This window comes from Pseudorhizobium sp. NPDC055634 (genome assembly GCF_053618655.1).
This window is the reverse complement of the sequence record NZ_JBSHHW010000014.1, coordinates 40,929-55,266: the sequence shown is the minus strand read 5'-3', so window position 1 is coordinate 55,266 and position 14,338 is coordinate 40,929. Positions and strand designations below refer to the sequence as shown.

Genomic DNA, 14,338 nt, shown 5'->3' with positions numbered 1-14,338 from the left:
TGCGTCGAGATGCGATCCCGCGCCCTCGCACTACTCCATCCCGGGCAGGCAAGGGAACTTGCGGGGCGCATCAATGGCAAAAGGTCACTCCAGGGTCTCGGCGATGGGCTCCCACCGGCCGTCCCGTTGCGAGAACTGGGGAATGTGGGCGAGGCCGTGGACCAGCCTGGCGTCGTCCCCCAGCGTCGTTACCCAGTCCTTCGCCTCGGTGAGGATGACGCCGATGCCGACGACCTCGCCACCCGCCTTGCGCACGAGGTCCACGCAGCCCTTCAGGCTCGAACCGGAGGCCACGACGTCGTCAACGACGACGACGCGCTTGCCCGCGAGAAGCGGGATCGAGCGGCGGTCGAGAAGCAGGCGCTGCTCGCCCTTCGAGGTGATCGACGAGATCGTCTGCACCAGGGCATCCGCCAGGTGGATCTTCGGCGACTTCTGCAGGATGACATAGTCGTCCAGCGCGAGTGCGCGCGACACCTCGATGGCGACCGGGATGCCGAGCGTCGCGGCGCCGACGATCACATCAGGCTTCAGCGGCGCCAGCTTCTTTGCCAGCTCGGCGCCGGCATGCTCGCCGAAGCGGACGCCGAGGTCGATCACCATCATCAGCGAGATGGCAAAATCGGGGGTGATCGGCACGATGGGGAGGCTGACCTCGATGCCCGCGACGTCGACCGCGTAGGTCTGGCCGCGATCATCGGCGGCGATGGCGTCGGATTTCGTCATGAATGAACCTTCCTTGGATAAAGCTGCGGCTCGACGAACAGGCCGACATTGCGCCATGTCGTCCGCTTGTGACGCATGTCGAAGCCGTAGATCGAGAGGGAAACGGAGATGGCGTGCGCCATCCGGATGGCCTGTACGAGGAGGGGCACTCCGCGGGCCAGTGCATATCGTAGCTTAAGCGCCAGCGAGACGTCGTCGATCTCCATGCCGCGGGCTCTCTGGGCGTCGGCGATGCGCTGGAAGTCCTCCCGCAGCATCGGGATGATGCCGAAGGTGAGGGACAGGACCAGCGTGGCGACCGGTGGCAGCCGCGCCGCACTTGCCGCGGCCAGGATGGATCCCGGCGTACTGGTCTCCATGACGAAATAGAAGGCGGCCGTCGTGGTGACCAGTCGCGCCGCCATCCCGGCCGCGATTGGCAGGGCATCCAGGAGGGACATCCCCTGGACCATCAGGTTGAGGACCCAGCTGCCCATGACCAGCACGGTGAGAAGGCCCACGCCTTTCATGTAGCCTGCAAGCCCGGGCACGCGCTGGGCCCAGAGAAAGGCGAGCATCAGGGCGGAGATCGCGACGCCGTATTGCCACCCCGGGACGAGCCATGCCGTCAGCATGACGGCAAAGGCGCCGGCAAGCTTGACGAAGAAGTTCACTTCATGGAGCCGCATGACGTCTCTCCTGCTTGAGCCAGGGGCGGGGCGGTGCCCATCCGAGTTTGCCGAAGGCCGGGGTTTCCCAGGCTGCCTCCGTCTCGCCGGTGAAGGCGATCTCTCCGTCGTCCAGAATGAGGACACGCGAGGTGACGTCCTCAACCAGTTCCAGGTCATGCGAGATCATCATCGCCGCACGACCCCGATCAAGGGCGGTGTCGAGGAAGAGCTGCAGCATGCGACGGCCTTCGAGGTCGCGCGCCAGGAGCGGCTCGTCCAGGATGGCGACCGCCGCGTTGGCAGCTTCCGCGCATACGAGGCCGAGCAGCGCCTGCTGCCGCGAAGACAGCGCGAACGGGTTGGTGCCGGCATCGTCGCCCAGCCCGTATTTCCGCAGCACCGTCATCGCCTGATCCTCGACCGACTGGCGGACCGACGACTTTTTCCCGGCGGTTATCGCGAAGGTAACTTCCTCCATGACGGTCATGTGGAAGAGGATGCGGCGCATGTTCTGCGGCAGAAGCGCGATCGACCGTGCCCGGCGCGCCGAACTCCAGCCGTCGGCGCATTCCCCGCCGATGGCGATGGTGCCCGCTGTGGTGGGCGACAGCCCGAGGATGGACTGGAAGAGCGTCGTCTTGCCCGCGCCGTTGCGGCCGATCAGGCCGACGACTTCGCCAGCCCTGATTTCCAGGTCGATGCCCTGCAGGACGGCCCTGCCATCGGCCCGCGCAAGGCGGGATTTGAGGCCGTCCACCGCCAGCAGGGTCTCTCCCGTCGCCCGGGCCGGAGATCTGTTCGGGTAAAGGAAGGGCGGAAGGATTCCCGCTTCGCGCCAGGGCGCGTCCTCTTTCATGAGCGACAGGGCAGGGCGGGTCCCGCCGAGGCGACCTTCCCTCAGCAGTGCCACTTCGGAGACGATCTCGCCCACCGAAGCCGGGTCCTGCTCGGCAATCACCAGGGAGGGCACCTCTTTTCCCAGTCCCCTCAGGATACGGACGAGCCTCTGGCGGGCAGCCGGATCGAGCCCCGTCGTGGGTTCGTCGAGAACCAGAAGGCGCGGTGCGATCGCCAGCGCGGCGGCGATCGCCACCATCCGCCGTTCCCCACCCGAGAGCGTCAGGACGCGCCGGCCGCAAAGGCCTGTGAGTTCGAGTTCGTCGAGGAGCTCCTGCAGCCGTTCGCGGATTTTCGGTTTCGCCAGTCCGCGGTTCTCCAGCGGAAAGGCGATCAGGTCCTCGACGCTGAGGTCCCACAGCTGGTCCTCGACGGCCTGGGAAACGACGCTGATTGCGGAAAACACCGCGTCCTTGGTCATCCCCGATAGCGGCTGGCCATCAAGGCACACGCTGCCGGAAAAGGCCTGGGGCCTGACCAGGAAGGGGATCAGGCCTGCCATCGTCTGAAGGAGTGTCGTCTTTCCGCTTCCGGTCGCGCCGCAGACGAGCAGCGGCTGACCGGGCATGACATCGAGCGAAGCCTCGGCGAGGGCTGAACGCCCCTCGCCGAAGCCCACCGTAACATTACGAAGTTCAAGCAATCTCGGTCACCATCAGAATCGCGTGAAGCCGGCCGGATGCGCGCTCTTGAGAATCTTGAGCGCGGGTACGACCAGCAACGGCGTTCCGATGAGCATCGGGACGATGTCGGAGAGGCCGAGATAGAGAACGGCCCACCAGAAGGGGAAAATTCCGAGATAGGCGAGGCTCGTTGATACGGCAGCGACCATGACGAGCCCAACGACGAGGCAGACTGCCGCGATTTTAAGCAGAGTGCCGCGATTGAAGGTCGTCTTTTCCGGATTAAAGAGCAGTGCCGGGACCATCCCGGTCAGGCCGACCATGATTCCGTCGATGACGAGGGAATGCATGGGGATAAAGGTGCCCGCCAGGAGTGACCAGATGATCGTGCCGAGATAGCCGCAGATGAAGCCGCTTCTCCAGCCGAGAAGGATGCCGATAAGCGGCGGGAGAAAGGCGAAAATCCGCCACTGGATCACGCCGGGAACCAGCTGGATCGGATTGGCATAGGCCCAAAGGACGCCGGTTGCGGCTGCGCCTACGAGCGAAAGAACCAACGGAAAAAACGTATTGCCCTCGCCGTGGCTGATCGATGTTTCTGACATGACTGTCCCCAAAAATTCGTCAAAACCTCCCGCGCCGGATCAAGCAAAATCCGTGCCTGTTGCGGTCAAGGCTTGCGCGTTGCCGCCATTCCGCGCGCCCGATCGAACTGTTGGAAAGAAGGCGCCGACCGGTGTAGGTGCGGGGCCTCCAGAACGAAGGATGATTTGATGAAGCACGACATCATAGAAGTACCCGTGGTCTCCGAAGCGATACGCCGCCTCGGCGCCCCGACCTCCGCCCTGACGCGGATCGGCAGCACTCTCTACACCTGCGGGATGCCGCCCATCGACCTTTCGACCGGCGAGATCGTGCGCGGCGATATCGCCACGCAGACCCGCGCCTGCCTGGAAGCCCTTTCGTTCACGCTGAACCATGCCGGCTCGTCGCTGGATCACGTGTTCAAGTCGCTGGTGTTCCTGACCGACAACGCGCTCGCGGCCGACATGAACCAGGTCTACCGGGAGTTCTTCCCGCAGAACTTTCCGGCCCGCAGCTGCGTCGCGGTCAAGCCATGGGCGCTCTTCGACATCGAGATCGAGTGCATAGCCGCCGCAGGCTAGCCCGCCCGGTTCCATAGGCGGTCCCTATGGCTGCCATTCGCGGCGGCTATTTGATACCGAACTGCCGCCGGTGATTAATCCTGCCCACAAACCATGCAACAAGAGAGGGTGACATTAAAATGAGCGCAATGACGATTTCCCGCCGCCTCGCGGCCGGCCTGCTGGCCGGTGCGATCGGCCTTTCCTCCGCAACGACGGTCCTTGCTGAGACCACGATCCGTCTCGGCCACGTGCTGGCCGACTCCCACAGCTGGCATGTCGCGGCCACCTCCTTCGCCAAGGACGTGGCGGAGAAGACGGAAGGCCGCGTGAAGGTCGAGGTCTATCCTTCGGGCCAGCTCGGTTCCGAGAAGGAAGTCATCGAGGGAATGCAGATCGGCGCGATGGATGCCGGCGTCATCGGCAGCGGTTCCTTCCAGTTCGTCGAGCCGAAGTTCGGTATCATCGAGATGCCCTACGCCTGGACGAGCCGCGAGCAGGCCTTCGCCGCCCTCGACGGCAAGCTGGGTGAGGAACTTGCCACCATCCTGCGCCCGAAGGGCATCGAAGTGCTTGCCTGGTGGGAGAACGGCTTCCGCAACATCACCAACAATGTACGTCCGATCACCAAGCCGGAAGACCTTGCCGGCCTGAAGATCCGCGTCACCCCCGACAAGGTGCGCCTCGCGACCTTCGAGGCTCTCGGCGCTCAGCCGGCCCCGCTCGCCTTCGGCGAACTCTACTCCGCTCTCCAGCAGGGCGTGTTCGATGCGCAGGAAAACCCGCTGTCGATCATCGAGTCCTCGTCCTTCTTCGAAGTCCAGAAGCACCTTTCGATGACCGGCCACATCTGGGGCGCCGCCTGCCTGACCGTCTCGACCATCGCATGGTCGCAGATTTCGCCGGAAGACCAGGCGATCGTCAAGGAAGCCGCGGTCCGCTGGGGCAATGAACAGCGCAAGATGGTGGCGGAAGGCGAACTCGAGCTGATCGAGAAGCTGAAGGCCAAGGGCATGCAGGTCAACGAAGTCGACAAGGCGGCCTTCGTCACGGCGCTCGAGCCGATCTGGGAAAGCCAGGAGGAAACCTTCGGCGCCGACCTCCTCGCCATCATGGACAGCTACCGCAAGTAAACCGACCTTTCCCGCCCGGCCATGCCGGGCGGGACTTTCTCTCCTCCCTGCACCGTCAGCCCTTTCCGCTTCCGGAGTCTCCAATGCCAGACGCATCAACGCGTTCCACGCGCCTTGCCAGGGCGATCGATGTCGCAGCGACATCGGTCGGCGCCTGCGCCGTCGCCTGCTTTACCGGGCTCATCGTCTATGTGGTCGTGTGCCGCTACGCGTTTTCCTTCACGCCGCGCTGGTCGGAGGAAATTCCGCGCCTGCTCCTGGTCTGGGCGACCTTCATCGGCGGGATCTCCGCCTTCATCCGCGGCACGCACCTTTCGGCCGGGCTGACCGATCTGCTCTTCAAGCCGGGCAGGTTCCGCGTGGCTCTGAGGAGGCTCGCCAGCCTCTGCTCGGCGGTCTTCATGGCCGTCCTGCTCTGGACCGGCTGGAAGATGACCGTGCTGACCTGGGGGCATGAGACGACGGCGCTGAGCTGGCCGGTCGGCCTCACCTACCTGGCTCTGCCGGTAAGTGCCGCCTTCTCCCTTCTTGCAATCCTACTGGTGGAATGGCGCAAATGAGCATTGCCCTCGTCGTACTCCTGGGCGTCTTCGTCCTTCTGGTCCTGATCGACGCGCCGATCATGATCGCCCTTGCGCTTTCCTCGGTCGCCTATCTGCTTGTCGCCGATGCCGTCCCGGTCATCGTCGTCGCCCAGCGCATGGTGGCGGGGATAGACAGCTTCACGCTGCTTGCCATCCCGCTCTTCCTCCTGGCCGGCGTCCTCATGGTGCACGGCGGACTTGCGCCGCGGATCGTCAATCTCTGCGCCGCAGTCGTGGGGCAGCGCACCGGCGGGCTTGCCATCGTCATGATCGCCGCCTGCATGATGTTCGGCTCGCTGTCGGGCTCCGGCGTTGCAGACGTCGTTGCGATCGGCTCGATGATGCTGCCGGCAATGAAGGAGCGCGGTTATCATCCGGGCTTCTCCGCGGCCGCGCTCGGCTGCGCCGGTTCGCTCGGAACCGTCATTCCCCCCTCGATCGTGCTGATCGTCTACGGCACCGCGACCGGTACCTCGATCGGCCAGCTCTTCGTCAACTCGATCGGCCCCGGCATCCTTCTGGGCCTCGGCCTGATGGTCGTCGCCTGGTGGATCTCCCGCAAGAACGGCTGGAAGGGCGGCGAGGCATTCTCCTGGGAACGTCTCGGCAAGGCGCTGCGCGAATCCGTACTGGCGCTTCTCGCTCCGGTGATCATCGTCGGCGGCATCCGCTTCGGCGTCTTCACCCCGACCGAGGCTGCCGGCATCGGCGTCGCCTATGCGCTCGTGGTCGGTATCTTCGTCTATCGCCAGCTCAGCTTCTCCAAGGTCTTCAGCCTGCTCCGCGACACGACCGAAATGACCGGCGGCATCCTGATGGTGATTGCGGCCGCTTCCGTCTTCGGATGGATCCTGACCGTGGAGCAGGTTCCGCAGATGGTCGTCAACGCCATTACCGGCACGACGGAAAGCGCCACCATGGCGCTGGTGATGATGATGGTCGCGGTGCTGATCCTCGGCACGTTCATGGAATCGATCGCCATCATCCTGATCCTCGCCCCGGTCTTCCTGCCGGTCCTTCGGGTGTTCGAGATCGACCCGGTCTATTTCGGCGTTCTGCTGACCATCAACCTGGCGATCGGCGCCAACACGCCGCCGCTCGGCATCGACCTGATGGCCGCATGCCGCACCGGTGGCATCCCGATGTCGGCCTCCTTCCGATATCTCCTGCCCTTCCTCGGCGTGATGACCTTTGTCCTCTTCGCCTTGGTGCTTTTCCCGGACCTGATGACGCTGATGTCGTTCGGCTCGTGATCGCGGCCCCCTTCCATTGAGAGAGTATCCATGACCTTGCCTGCCAACCACCGTGCCAATATCGATCGCTACTGGTCGACGATCGAAAGCTCGGCCGAGATCGGAAAGGGGCGTGCCGGAGGGCTTTCGCGGCTGACCCTGACCGACGACGACCGGCGGATGCGCGACCTCTTCGTCAACTGGTGCCGGGAAGCCGGGCTTTCCGTCGAGATCGACGAGCTCGGCAATATCTTCGGACGCCGCGAAGGCAGCGATCCGACGCTGGCGCCGGTGATGATCGGCAGCCATCTCGACACCCAGATCAACGGTGGTCGCTTCGACGGCATCGCCGGCGTCCTCGCCGGCCTCGAAGTGGTCCGCAGCCTCAACGATGCCGGCCACGTCACCCGCCGGCCGATCGTGATCGTCGACTGGACCAACGAGGAGGGCGCGCGCTTCTCGCCGCCGATGGTTGCCTCCGGCTGCTTCGTGGGCGCCTACGAGGTGGACTGGGTCAAGGAACTGATCTCCGACGACGGCGCCCGCTTCGGCTCCGAGCTGGAACGCATCGGCTACAACGGCAACAAGCCGTGCAGGGCCGGCGAGATCGACGCCTATTACGAGCTCCATATCGAGCAGGGCCCGATCCTCGACCTCGAAAAGCGCGACGTCGGCGTCGTCACCGGCGGATATCCGAGCTACGGCATGCGGGTGCGGTTCGACGGCAGGACGGCCCATACCGGCCCGACCCCGATGGACCTTCGCCGCAACGCATTGATCGCCGGAGCCCGCTGGCTGACCGCGGTCGATGACATCGGCTGGGATTTCGCCGTGGGTGACGGGAAGGCAACCGGGGCCCGGCTCGCCGCCTGGCCGAACAAGCCGGGAATTCTCTCCGACACCGCCCAGGCAATCTGCGACGTGCGTCATCCCGACAACGCGACCGCCCGCGTCATGGCCGAGAAGATGCGTCGCGCTGTGTTCGAGAGCGCTGCCCGCGCCGGATGCGAGGCGGAGATCGAGGACGAGTGGTTCTGGGGCGGCGACATCTTCGACAAGGAGATGGTCGACGGGATCCGGGCGCAGGCCGTGCGGATGGACTACAACTGGCGGGACATCCAGTCCCAGGCGGGGCACGACGCCTATTTCCTCGCCCGCCATTGCCCGACCGCAATGATCTTCACGCCGTGCAAGGGCGGTATCACCCACAACAACGAGGAATCCTGCGAGCCAGGCGACATTGCGCCGGCACTGAACGTGCTGCTGCACGCCGTCGTGGCCCGCGCGGACCGCTAACGGCGCGCGTCCCGATCAAGCGGGGGGCTCGAGACCGGCCAACGCCGACCGGGGCCCCCGCGGCACCTGTGCCGCATGCTATCCCGCATCGCTGTCGTCGGATCGACGGAGCGATGCGGGATCATTTCAGGACATGGCCTGAAGATGGACGTCACCTGAGACGGGTGTCAGGTCATGTCTGGATAGAGCGATTGCAACTCGTCGAGAAGGTCGATGAAGCGCTGCTCTGCCGTCGTGAAGGCGCAGCCCGGATAGGAGACGAGAAAGACGTCGGCTCCGAGCGTGTATCCCGGAATTTCCAGGCGCCATAGCTGGCCGTTGTCGACATCATTCCTGACGGCCATGGTGGGCAGGATGCCGATGCCGAGGCCGGCGATGATCATCCGCCGGACCTCCTCCAGGTTCGGGCTTCGCCCGCTGACGCGTTCGCCAAGACCGATGCTTTCGCTTAAGACCGCCATCGGCTCCAGTCCCAGGCCTTCCGCGGCACAGGTGAACGAGATGAAGGATTCCTGCCGAAGCTCGCGCTTCTCCACCTCGGCCCGCCCGTAGAACGGGTGCTCGGAGCCGCAGAAGACGCCGAATTCCTCTCGGAACAGCAGCTTGCAGTCGAGATTGAAGACCGGGCGCGGCAGGAGGCAGAGGCCGAGACCCGCCTTCTCCAGGAGGATGTTCCGGACCGTTTCCTGGCTGTTCTGGACCTCGATCACCCATCGGACGGAGGGGTAGCGCTGGTGATAGAGCCGCAGCGCCTCGTTGATCAGCGGCGATTCCAGGTTGCTGATGATCTGCAGGCGGACCTCGCCGATTTCCTCTGCAGGGACATCCCTGGTCAGCACCCCGATCCGCTCGACGGAGCGGAAGATCTCGACGCATTCCTCATAGATTCTCTGCCCCGGCAGCGTCAGCTCGAATCGCCGGCTGTCACGGAAGACGAGCTGGCAGCCGAGCTGTTCCTCGAGCCTCTGCAGCGCCTGGCTCACCGACGGCTGCGTCATGTTGAGCCGCGTGGCGGCTCGGGTCAGGCTGCGCTCTTCGGAAATGATATAGAACGACCGCAGGAGATTGAGATTGATGTCGGTTTGCATCTTCGTCCAAGGCAATCTGGCTTGGGCCCTTGTAACGAGGTCTCCCCCGCCAAGCCAGCCACAAAGGACGCATCCGCCGGGAATTGCGTGAAGGGGTGCGGAGGACGAGGCTCGGGTGCCGGGCGGGGCTTAAGATATTCAACGAATTCAATGGGGGAATAATGGTGCTGCTAGAGAGATTTGAACTCTCGGCCTCTCCCTTACCAAGGGAGTGCTCTACCCCTGAGCTATAGCAGCTTAGGCCCGGTATCGAGGGCGTCCGCGGTGGACGTCGTCGGGCGAGGGGCCTATTGCCATAGCTTCGGAGCGAGCGCAAGTCGCAAATTGCAGTTCGCCGCGCGAACGGGATAAAAGGGTGGCGGCGGGTTTTCAGCCGGACGCAAGGAGACAGGTGATGGCGGCAGGAGACGAGGAAACCGCGCCCTCGGCGGCGCAGGCGAAAGACGGGCGCAGGCGGGAGGTCGAGATAAGGGAAGAACAGCGCCAGGCCCGTGCGGCGGCGAAGCTGCGGGAGAACCTGCTGCGCCGCAAGGCGCAGACCCGGGCGCGCCGTTCGGGGGCAGCGGACGAGGCCGACGGCCTGCCTGCCGCAAAAAAGGACGAATCGGCCTGACACATGCGCCGCGGCGGCCATTCCAAACCATTTGAAGCCCTCCGGCTTTTCCGGTAAGGACGCCATCTTTCGCGCTTGCACAAGAACAAAGGGCGGGCTTGCTCCCGTTGGACCTCATGGATCGCATCAGAATTCGCGGCGGCAACAAGCTCAATGGCGTCATCCCGATCTCCGGCGCCAAGAATGCGGCGCTCCCGCTGATGATCGCGTCGCTTTTGACCAGCGACACGCTCACGCTGGAAAACGTCCCGCATCTCGCCGACGTGGAGCAGCTTCTGCGCATCCTCGGCAATCATGGAGTCGACGTCATGGTCAACGGACGGCGCGAATGCCAGACGGAAGGCTATTCGCGCACGATCCAGTTTACCTGCAGGACCATCGTCGACACGACTGCTCCCTATGAACTCGTCTCCAAGATGCGCGCCAGCTTCTGGGTCATCGGGCCGCTTCTGGCGCGCGCCGGCACGGCGCGTGTCTCGCTGCCGGGCGGCTGCGCCATCGGCACGCGGCCCGTCGATCTCTTCCTCGAGGGGCTCCAGGCGCTCGGGGCGATTATCGAGATCGACGGCGGCTATGTGCACGCGACGGCACCGTCGGGCGGGCTCATCGGCGGTCACTACACCTTCCCCAAGGTCTCCGTCGGCGCGACCCACGTGCTGATGATGGCGGCGACGCTTGCGAACGGCACGACCGTCATCGAGAACGCGGCCCGCGAGCCCGAGGTCGTCGACCTGGCGGAATGCCTCTCCGCCATGGGCGCGAAGATTTCCGGCGCCGGAACCGGCACGATCACGATCGAGGGCGTGTCCTCGCTGCACGGGGCGCGCCACCGCGTGCTTCCCGACCGCATCGAGACCGGCACCTATGCCATGGCGGTGGCGATGACCGGCGGCGACGTGACGCTCGAGGGAACCCGCGCCGACCTCCTGGACAATGCGCTCGAGACCCTGCGCATGGCCGGGGCGGAAATCACCGAGACCGAAAGCGGTCTCAGGGTGGTCCGCAACGGCAACGGCATCCAGCCGGTCGATATCGTGACCGAACCCTTCCCGGGCTTCCCGACCGACCTGCAGGCGCAATTCATGGCGCTGATGACGCGCTCCTCCGGCGTTTCCCACATCACGGAAACCATTTTCGAAAACCGCTTCATGCACGTCCAGGAACTGGCGCGTCTCGGCGCACGCATCTCGCTGTCGGGCCAGATGGCGCGGATCGAGGGCGTCGACCGGCTGCGGGGCGCGCCGGTGATGGCGACGGACCTCAGGGCGTCGGTATCGCTGGTCATCGCCGGCCTGGCGGCCGAGGGCGAGACCATGGTCAATCGCGTCTATCACCTCGATCGCGGCTTCGAGAGGCTTGAGGAAAAGCTGACCCGTTGCGGCGCCGAGGTCGAGAGGGTCAGCGACTAAGGTCACGCTGGCGTTGCAGGACGCGCCGCGTCATCCTATCTCCAGCGCCGGAGGACAACGCGCCGCGCGCGCCGTGGATGGAATGGAAACATGGCCGATCTCAAGCTTCTTGCCCTCGATCAGGATGATCTCGGCATCATCTCCGCCCATATGCAGGACAGCGTCTTTCGCGCGGTCGAGCTCAGTTATGACGCGCGACACCGGGATTTCACCGCCGTGGTCAACCGCTTCGTCTGGGAAGAGGCCGATCGCGGTCGGAAGGGCTACGAGCGCCGCCGGTCGGTCATCTCGTTCAAGCGCGTCGAGGCGGTACGGTCGCTCGGCGTCAATCGGACCGACAAGGAGGCCGTCTACTGCCTGCTGGCGATCCGGTTCGAACCGAAGGGCCAGGGACCGGATGGCACGATCGAATTGACGCTTGCGGGCGGCGCGGCGATCAGCCTCGACGTCGAATGCATCGAGGTGCAGATGATGGACACGGGCGGTGCCTGGTCGACCGATCGCCTCCCGGCGCATCCGGACGATTGAAGAACCAAATTCACAGGTACCAAGGGGACGTAAGAAAGTGGCAATCTGGCTGGATCAGCGATCCGAGGATTTCGAAGCGCGGTTTTCCGCCTTTCTCTCGACGAAGCGGGAAGTGTCTGACGATGTCAACGCGGTGGTTCGCGACATCATCGACGACGTGCGCCGGCGCGGAGACTCAGCACTCATCGACTATTCCGCTCGTTTCGACGCGGTGGATCTGGATGCGGTCGGGCTGCGGGTCACGGATGCCGACATCGATGCGGCGATCGCGGTCACCGATCCCGAGGTTCTGGACGCCCTGAAGCTGGCGGCCGAACGCATCGAAAAGCATCACGCCCGGCAGATGCCGAAGGACGACATCTACGAGGATGCACTGGGCGTCGGGCTCGGCTCCCGCTGGACTGCGATCGAGGCGGTCGGGCTCTATGTGCCGGGCGGCACCGCCAGCTATCCGAGTTCCGTGCTGATGAACGCATTGCCCGCCAAGGTGGCCGGTGTGCCGAGGGTGGTCATGGTCGTTCCGGCAAGCGGCGGGGCGATCAATCCGACGGTGCTTGCCGCGGCCCGCATCGCCGGCGTCACGGAAATCTACCGCGTCGGCGGCGCTCAGGCGGTGGCCGCCCTTGCCTACGGGACCGAGACCATCGCACCCGTCGCCAAGATCGTCGGCCCGGGCAATGCCTATGTCGCTGCCGCCAAGCGGCAGGTCTTCGGGCAGGTGGGGATCGACATGATCGCCGGTCCCTCGGAAGTCCTGGTCATCGCCGACCGCGAGAACGATCCGGACTGGATCGCCGCCGACCTGCTTGCCCAGGCCGAGCACGACGAAGGCGCCCAGTCGATCCTGATCACCGACGACCGCGATTTCGGCGAAGCCGTGGAACAGGCCGTCGAGCGCCAGCTTAAAAGCCTGTCGCGAACCGCGACCGCGGCGAAGAGTTGGGCCGACTTCGGGGCGATCATCCTCGTGGGCGACCTTTCCGCCTCCGTGCCCCTGGCGGACCGCATCGCCGCCGAACACCTGGAACTCGCCGTCGCCGAGCCGGATGCGCTGCTGAACCGGATCCGCAATGCCGGGGCGATCTTCGTCGGCCGCCACACGCCGGAAGTGATCGGTGACTATGTGGGCGGCTCGAACCATGTGCTGCCGACGGCGCGGTCTGCCCGCTTCTCCTCCGGCCTTTCCGTGCTCGACTACGTCAAGCGCACCTCCATTCTTCGCCTCGGTCCCGACCAGCTTGCGGCCCTGGCGCCCGCGGCGATCACGCTCGCGAATTCCGAAGGGCTGGATGCCCACGCTCGGTCGGTGTCGATCCGGCTCAATCGTGGGGGATGAGCATGGGGAGGGGCGATTTCCGGCTTTCCGATGTCGTCCTGGACGAATCCATCGGGCGCTCCACGCCGGATGTCGAGCATGAGCGGGCCGTCGCCATCTTCGACCTGGTCGAGGAGAACACGTTCGAGCCGGTCGGGCATGCGGGCGGCCCCTACCACCTCAAGCTTTCGCTGGTGGACTCCAAGCTGGTCCTCACGATCACCACGGAAGGCGGGGCGGATGTCGCGACGCACATCCTGTCGCTGACGCCCTTCCGGCGGATCATCAAGGACTACTTCATGATCTGCGAGAGCTATTACGAGGCGATCCGCTCGGCCACGCCAAGCCGCATCGAATCGATCGACATGGGTCGGCGCGGCATCCACAACGAGGGATCGCAGACCCTGCTGGATCGCCTGGACGGCAAGGTGCGGGTGGATTTCGACACCGCCAGGCGGCTGTTCACGCTCGTCTGCGTCCTCTACTGGCGCGGATGACGCCGATGGGCGGCGCGCCTGACGCGAACGGCAATGCGAAAGGGCCGGGGGGGCCGGGCGCGATCCTTTTCATGTGCGGCTGGAACGCCATCCGCTCGCCCATGGCCGAGGCCATTGCAAAGCGGCTCCTGCCTTCCGATATCTATGTGCAGTCGGCAGGCGTGCGATCCGGCGAGGCCGATCCCTTCGTGGACGTCGTGCTGGACGAGATCGGCCTTTCGATCTCGCGCCACCAGCCGCGCACCCTCGATGATCTCGAGGACGACTATTTCGACGTCATCATCACGCTGACGCCCGAGGCCCATCACGCCGCGCTCGAGCTGACGCGCTCCAATGCGGTGGACGTCATCTACTGGCCGACCATGGACCCGACGGCGGCGACCGGCTCGCGCGAGCAGCGGCTCGACGCCTACCGGGCGGTGAGGGATCACCTCTGGAAGCGGATCGCCGAAGGCTTCGCCGGGCTGCGCAGGCCTCTGCCGGACGGGGGATGAGGCCCGAAAGAGAAAGGGAAATTATGCGAGTTCACAAAGCGAACGCGATTGTGTAGTTTCCGCCCAAATTTTGCGGGACGGCTTGAGGCCGTGCCCATCAAAAAATCA

The 14,338-nt window shown here is 64.9% G+C and carries 16 protein-coding genes and 1 tRNA gene; 11 read left to right on the top strand and 6 right to left on the bottom strand.

All coding sequences use genetic code 11. The features are described 5' to 3' along the window. Positions 1–84 precede the first annotated feature (84 nt). From ACWGPT_RS19340 to ACWGPT_RS19325, 4 genes are read right to left on the bottom strand one after another with little or no spacing between them, the layout of a single operon-like run. Entirely contained in the window at positions 85–726 is a 642-nt protein-coding gene (locus tag ACWGPT_RS19340) for a phosphoribosyltransferase family protein (RefSeq protein WP_452607267.1), read from the bottom strand. Continuing rightward, positions 723–1,394, bottom strand: a complete 672-nt coding sequence (locus ACWGPT_RS19335) for an energy-coupling factor transporter transmembrane component T family protein (RefSeq protein ID WP_452607266.1) — start codon at positions 1,392–1,394, stop codon at positions 723–725. The genes ACWGPT_RS19340 and ACWGPT_RS19335 overlap by 4 nt, the downstream gene beginning before the upstream one ends. Beyond that, positions 1,381–2,916 carry an ABC transporter ATP-binding protein gene (locus ACWGPT_RS19330; protein ID WP_452607265.1) on the bottom strand — a complete coding sequence of 512 codons (1,536 nt, stop codon included), beginning with the start codon at positions 2,914–2,916 and terminating at the stop codon, positions 1,381–1,383. Before ACWGPT_RS19330 ends, ACWGPT_RS19335 begins: the two co-directional genes overlap by 14 nt. A 12-nt stretch (positions 2,917–2,928) precedes the next feature. Further along, positions 2,929–3,501 (bottom strand): aminotriazole resistance protein, encoded by a 573-nt coding sequence (locus ACWGPT_RS19325; RefSeq protein WP_452607264.1) that lies wholly within the window; start codon positions 3,499–3,501, stop codon positions 2,929–2,931. Positions 3,502–3,669: 168 nt separating this feature from the next. Here ACWGPT_RS19325 and ACWGPT_RS19320 point away from each other — a divergent pair, with 168 nt between their 5' ends. The 5 genes from ACWGPT_RS19320 to ACWGPT_RS19300 all read left to right on the top strand — a co-directional run bounded on the left by ACWGPT_RS19320 (position 3,670) and on the right by ACWGPT_RS19300 (position 8,286). Beyond that, a complete protein-coding gene (locus tag ACWGPT_RS19320) occupies positions 3,670–4,062 on the top strand; it encodes a RidA family protein (RefSeq protein ID WP_452607263.1) in 393 nt (130 codons plus the stop codon). 119 nt (positions 4,063–4,181) lie between these two features. Continuing rightward, positions 4,182–5,174: a TRAP transporter substrate-binding protein gene (locus ACWGPT_RS19315; RefSeq protein ID WP_452607262.1), complete on the top strand. Its 993-nt coding sequence runs from the start codon at positions 4,182–4,184 to the stop codon at positions 5,172–5,174. A gap of 83 nt (positions 5,175–5,257) precedes the next feature. Further along, positions 5,258–5,734: a TRAP transporter small permease gene (locus ACWGPT_RS19310; RefSeq protein ID WP_452607261.1), complete on the top strand. Its 477-nt coding sequence runs from the start codon at positions 5,258–5,260 to the stop codon at positions 5,732–5,734. Further along, a complete protein-coding gene (locus tag ACWGPT_RS19305; RefSeq protein WP_452607260.1) occupies positions 5,731–7,011 on the top strand; it encodes a TRAP transporter large permease in 1,281 nt (426 codons plus the stop codon). The genes ACWGPT_RS19310 and ACWGPT_RS19305 overlap by 4 nt, the downstream gene beginning before the upstream one ends. Before the next feature lie 30 nt (positions 7,012–7,041). After that, positions 7,042–8,286, top strand: coding sequence for a Zn-dependent hydrolase (locus tag ACWGPT_RS19300; RefSeq protein WP_452607259.1), 1,245 nt, complete (start codon positions 7,042–7,044; stop codon positions 8,284–8,286). Between the two features lie 167 nt (positions 8,287–8,453). On the opposite strand, the gene ACWGPT_RS19295 is transcribed toward ACWGPT_RS19300, so the two are convergent. Together ACWGPT_RS19295 and ACWGPT_RS19290 are read right to left on the bottom strand one after the other, a co-directional pair. Continuing rightward, positions 8,454–9,374: a LysR family transcriptional regulator gene (locus ACWGPT_RS19295; protein ID WP_452607258.1), complete on the bottom strand. Its 921-nt coding sequence runs from the start codon at positions 9,372–9,374 to the stop codon at positions 8,454–8,456. A gap of 162 nt (positions 9,375–9,536) precedes the next feature. Then, a tRNA-Thr gene (locus tag ACWGPT_RS19290) sits at positions 9,537–9,611 on the bottom strand. Between the two features lie 157 nt (positions 9,612–9,768). On the opposite strand from ACWGPT_RS19290, the gene ACWGPT_RS19285 reads away from it, so the two are divergent. From ACWGPT_RS19285 to ACWGPT_RS19260, 6 genes are all read left to right on the top strand, one after another. After that, on the top strand, positions 9,769–9,987 hold the full coding sequence (locus ACWGPT_RS19285; protein ID WP_452607257.1) for a hypothetical protein: 219 nt from the start codon (positions 9,769–9,771) through the stop codon (positions 9,985–9,987). Positions 9,988–10,103: 116 nt separating this feature from the next. Then, positions 10,104–11,396, top strand: a complete 1,293-nt coding sequence (gene murA / locus ACWGPT_RS19280) for a UDP-N-acetylglucosamine 1-carboxyvinyltransferase (protein ID WP_452607256.1) — start codon at positions 10,104–10,106, stop codon at positions 11,394–11,396. Between the two features lie 90 nt (positions 11,397–11,486). Further along, positions 11,487–11,924 carry a DUF2948 family protein gene (locus ACWGPT_RS19275; RefSeq protein WP_452607255.1) on the top strand — a complete coding sequence of 146 codons (438 nt, stop codon included), beginning with the start codon at positions 11,487–11,489 and terminating at the stop codon, positions 11,922–11,924. Between the two features lie 37 nt (positions 11,925–11,961). Beyond that, the gene (gene hisD / locus ACWGPT_RS19270; RefSeq protein ID WP_452607254.1) at positions 11,962–13,260 is read left to right on the top strand and encodes a histidinol dehydrogenase; all 1,299 of its coding nucleotides are present in this window, start codon (positions 11,962–11,964) and stop codon (positions 13,258–13,260) included. A 2-nt stretch (positions 13,261–13,262) separates the two neighbouring features. Further along, entirely contained in the window at positions 13,263–13,736 is a 474-nt protein-coding gene (locus tag ACWGPT_RS19265) for a UPF0262 family protein (protein ID WP_452607253.1), read from the top strand. Then, positions 13,733–14,230, top strand: coding sequence for an arsenate-mycothiol transferase ArsC (locus tag ACWGPT_RS19260; RefSeq protein ID WP_452607252.1), 498 nt, complete (start codon positions 13,733–13,735; stop codon positions 14,228–14,230). The genes ACWGPT_RS19265 and ACWGPT_RS19260 overlap by 4 nt, the downstream gene beginning before the upstream one ends. Positions 14,231–14,338: the final 108 nt, after the last annotated feature.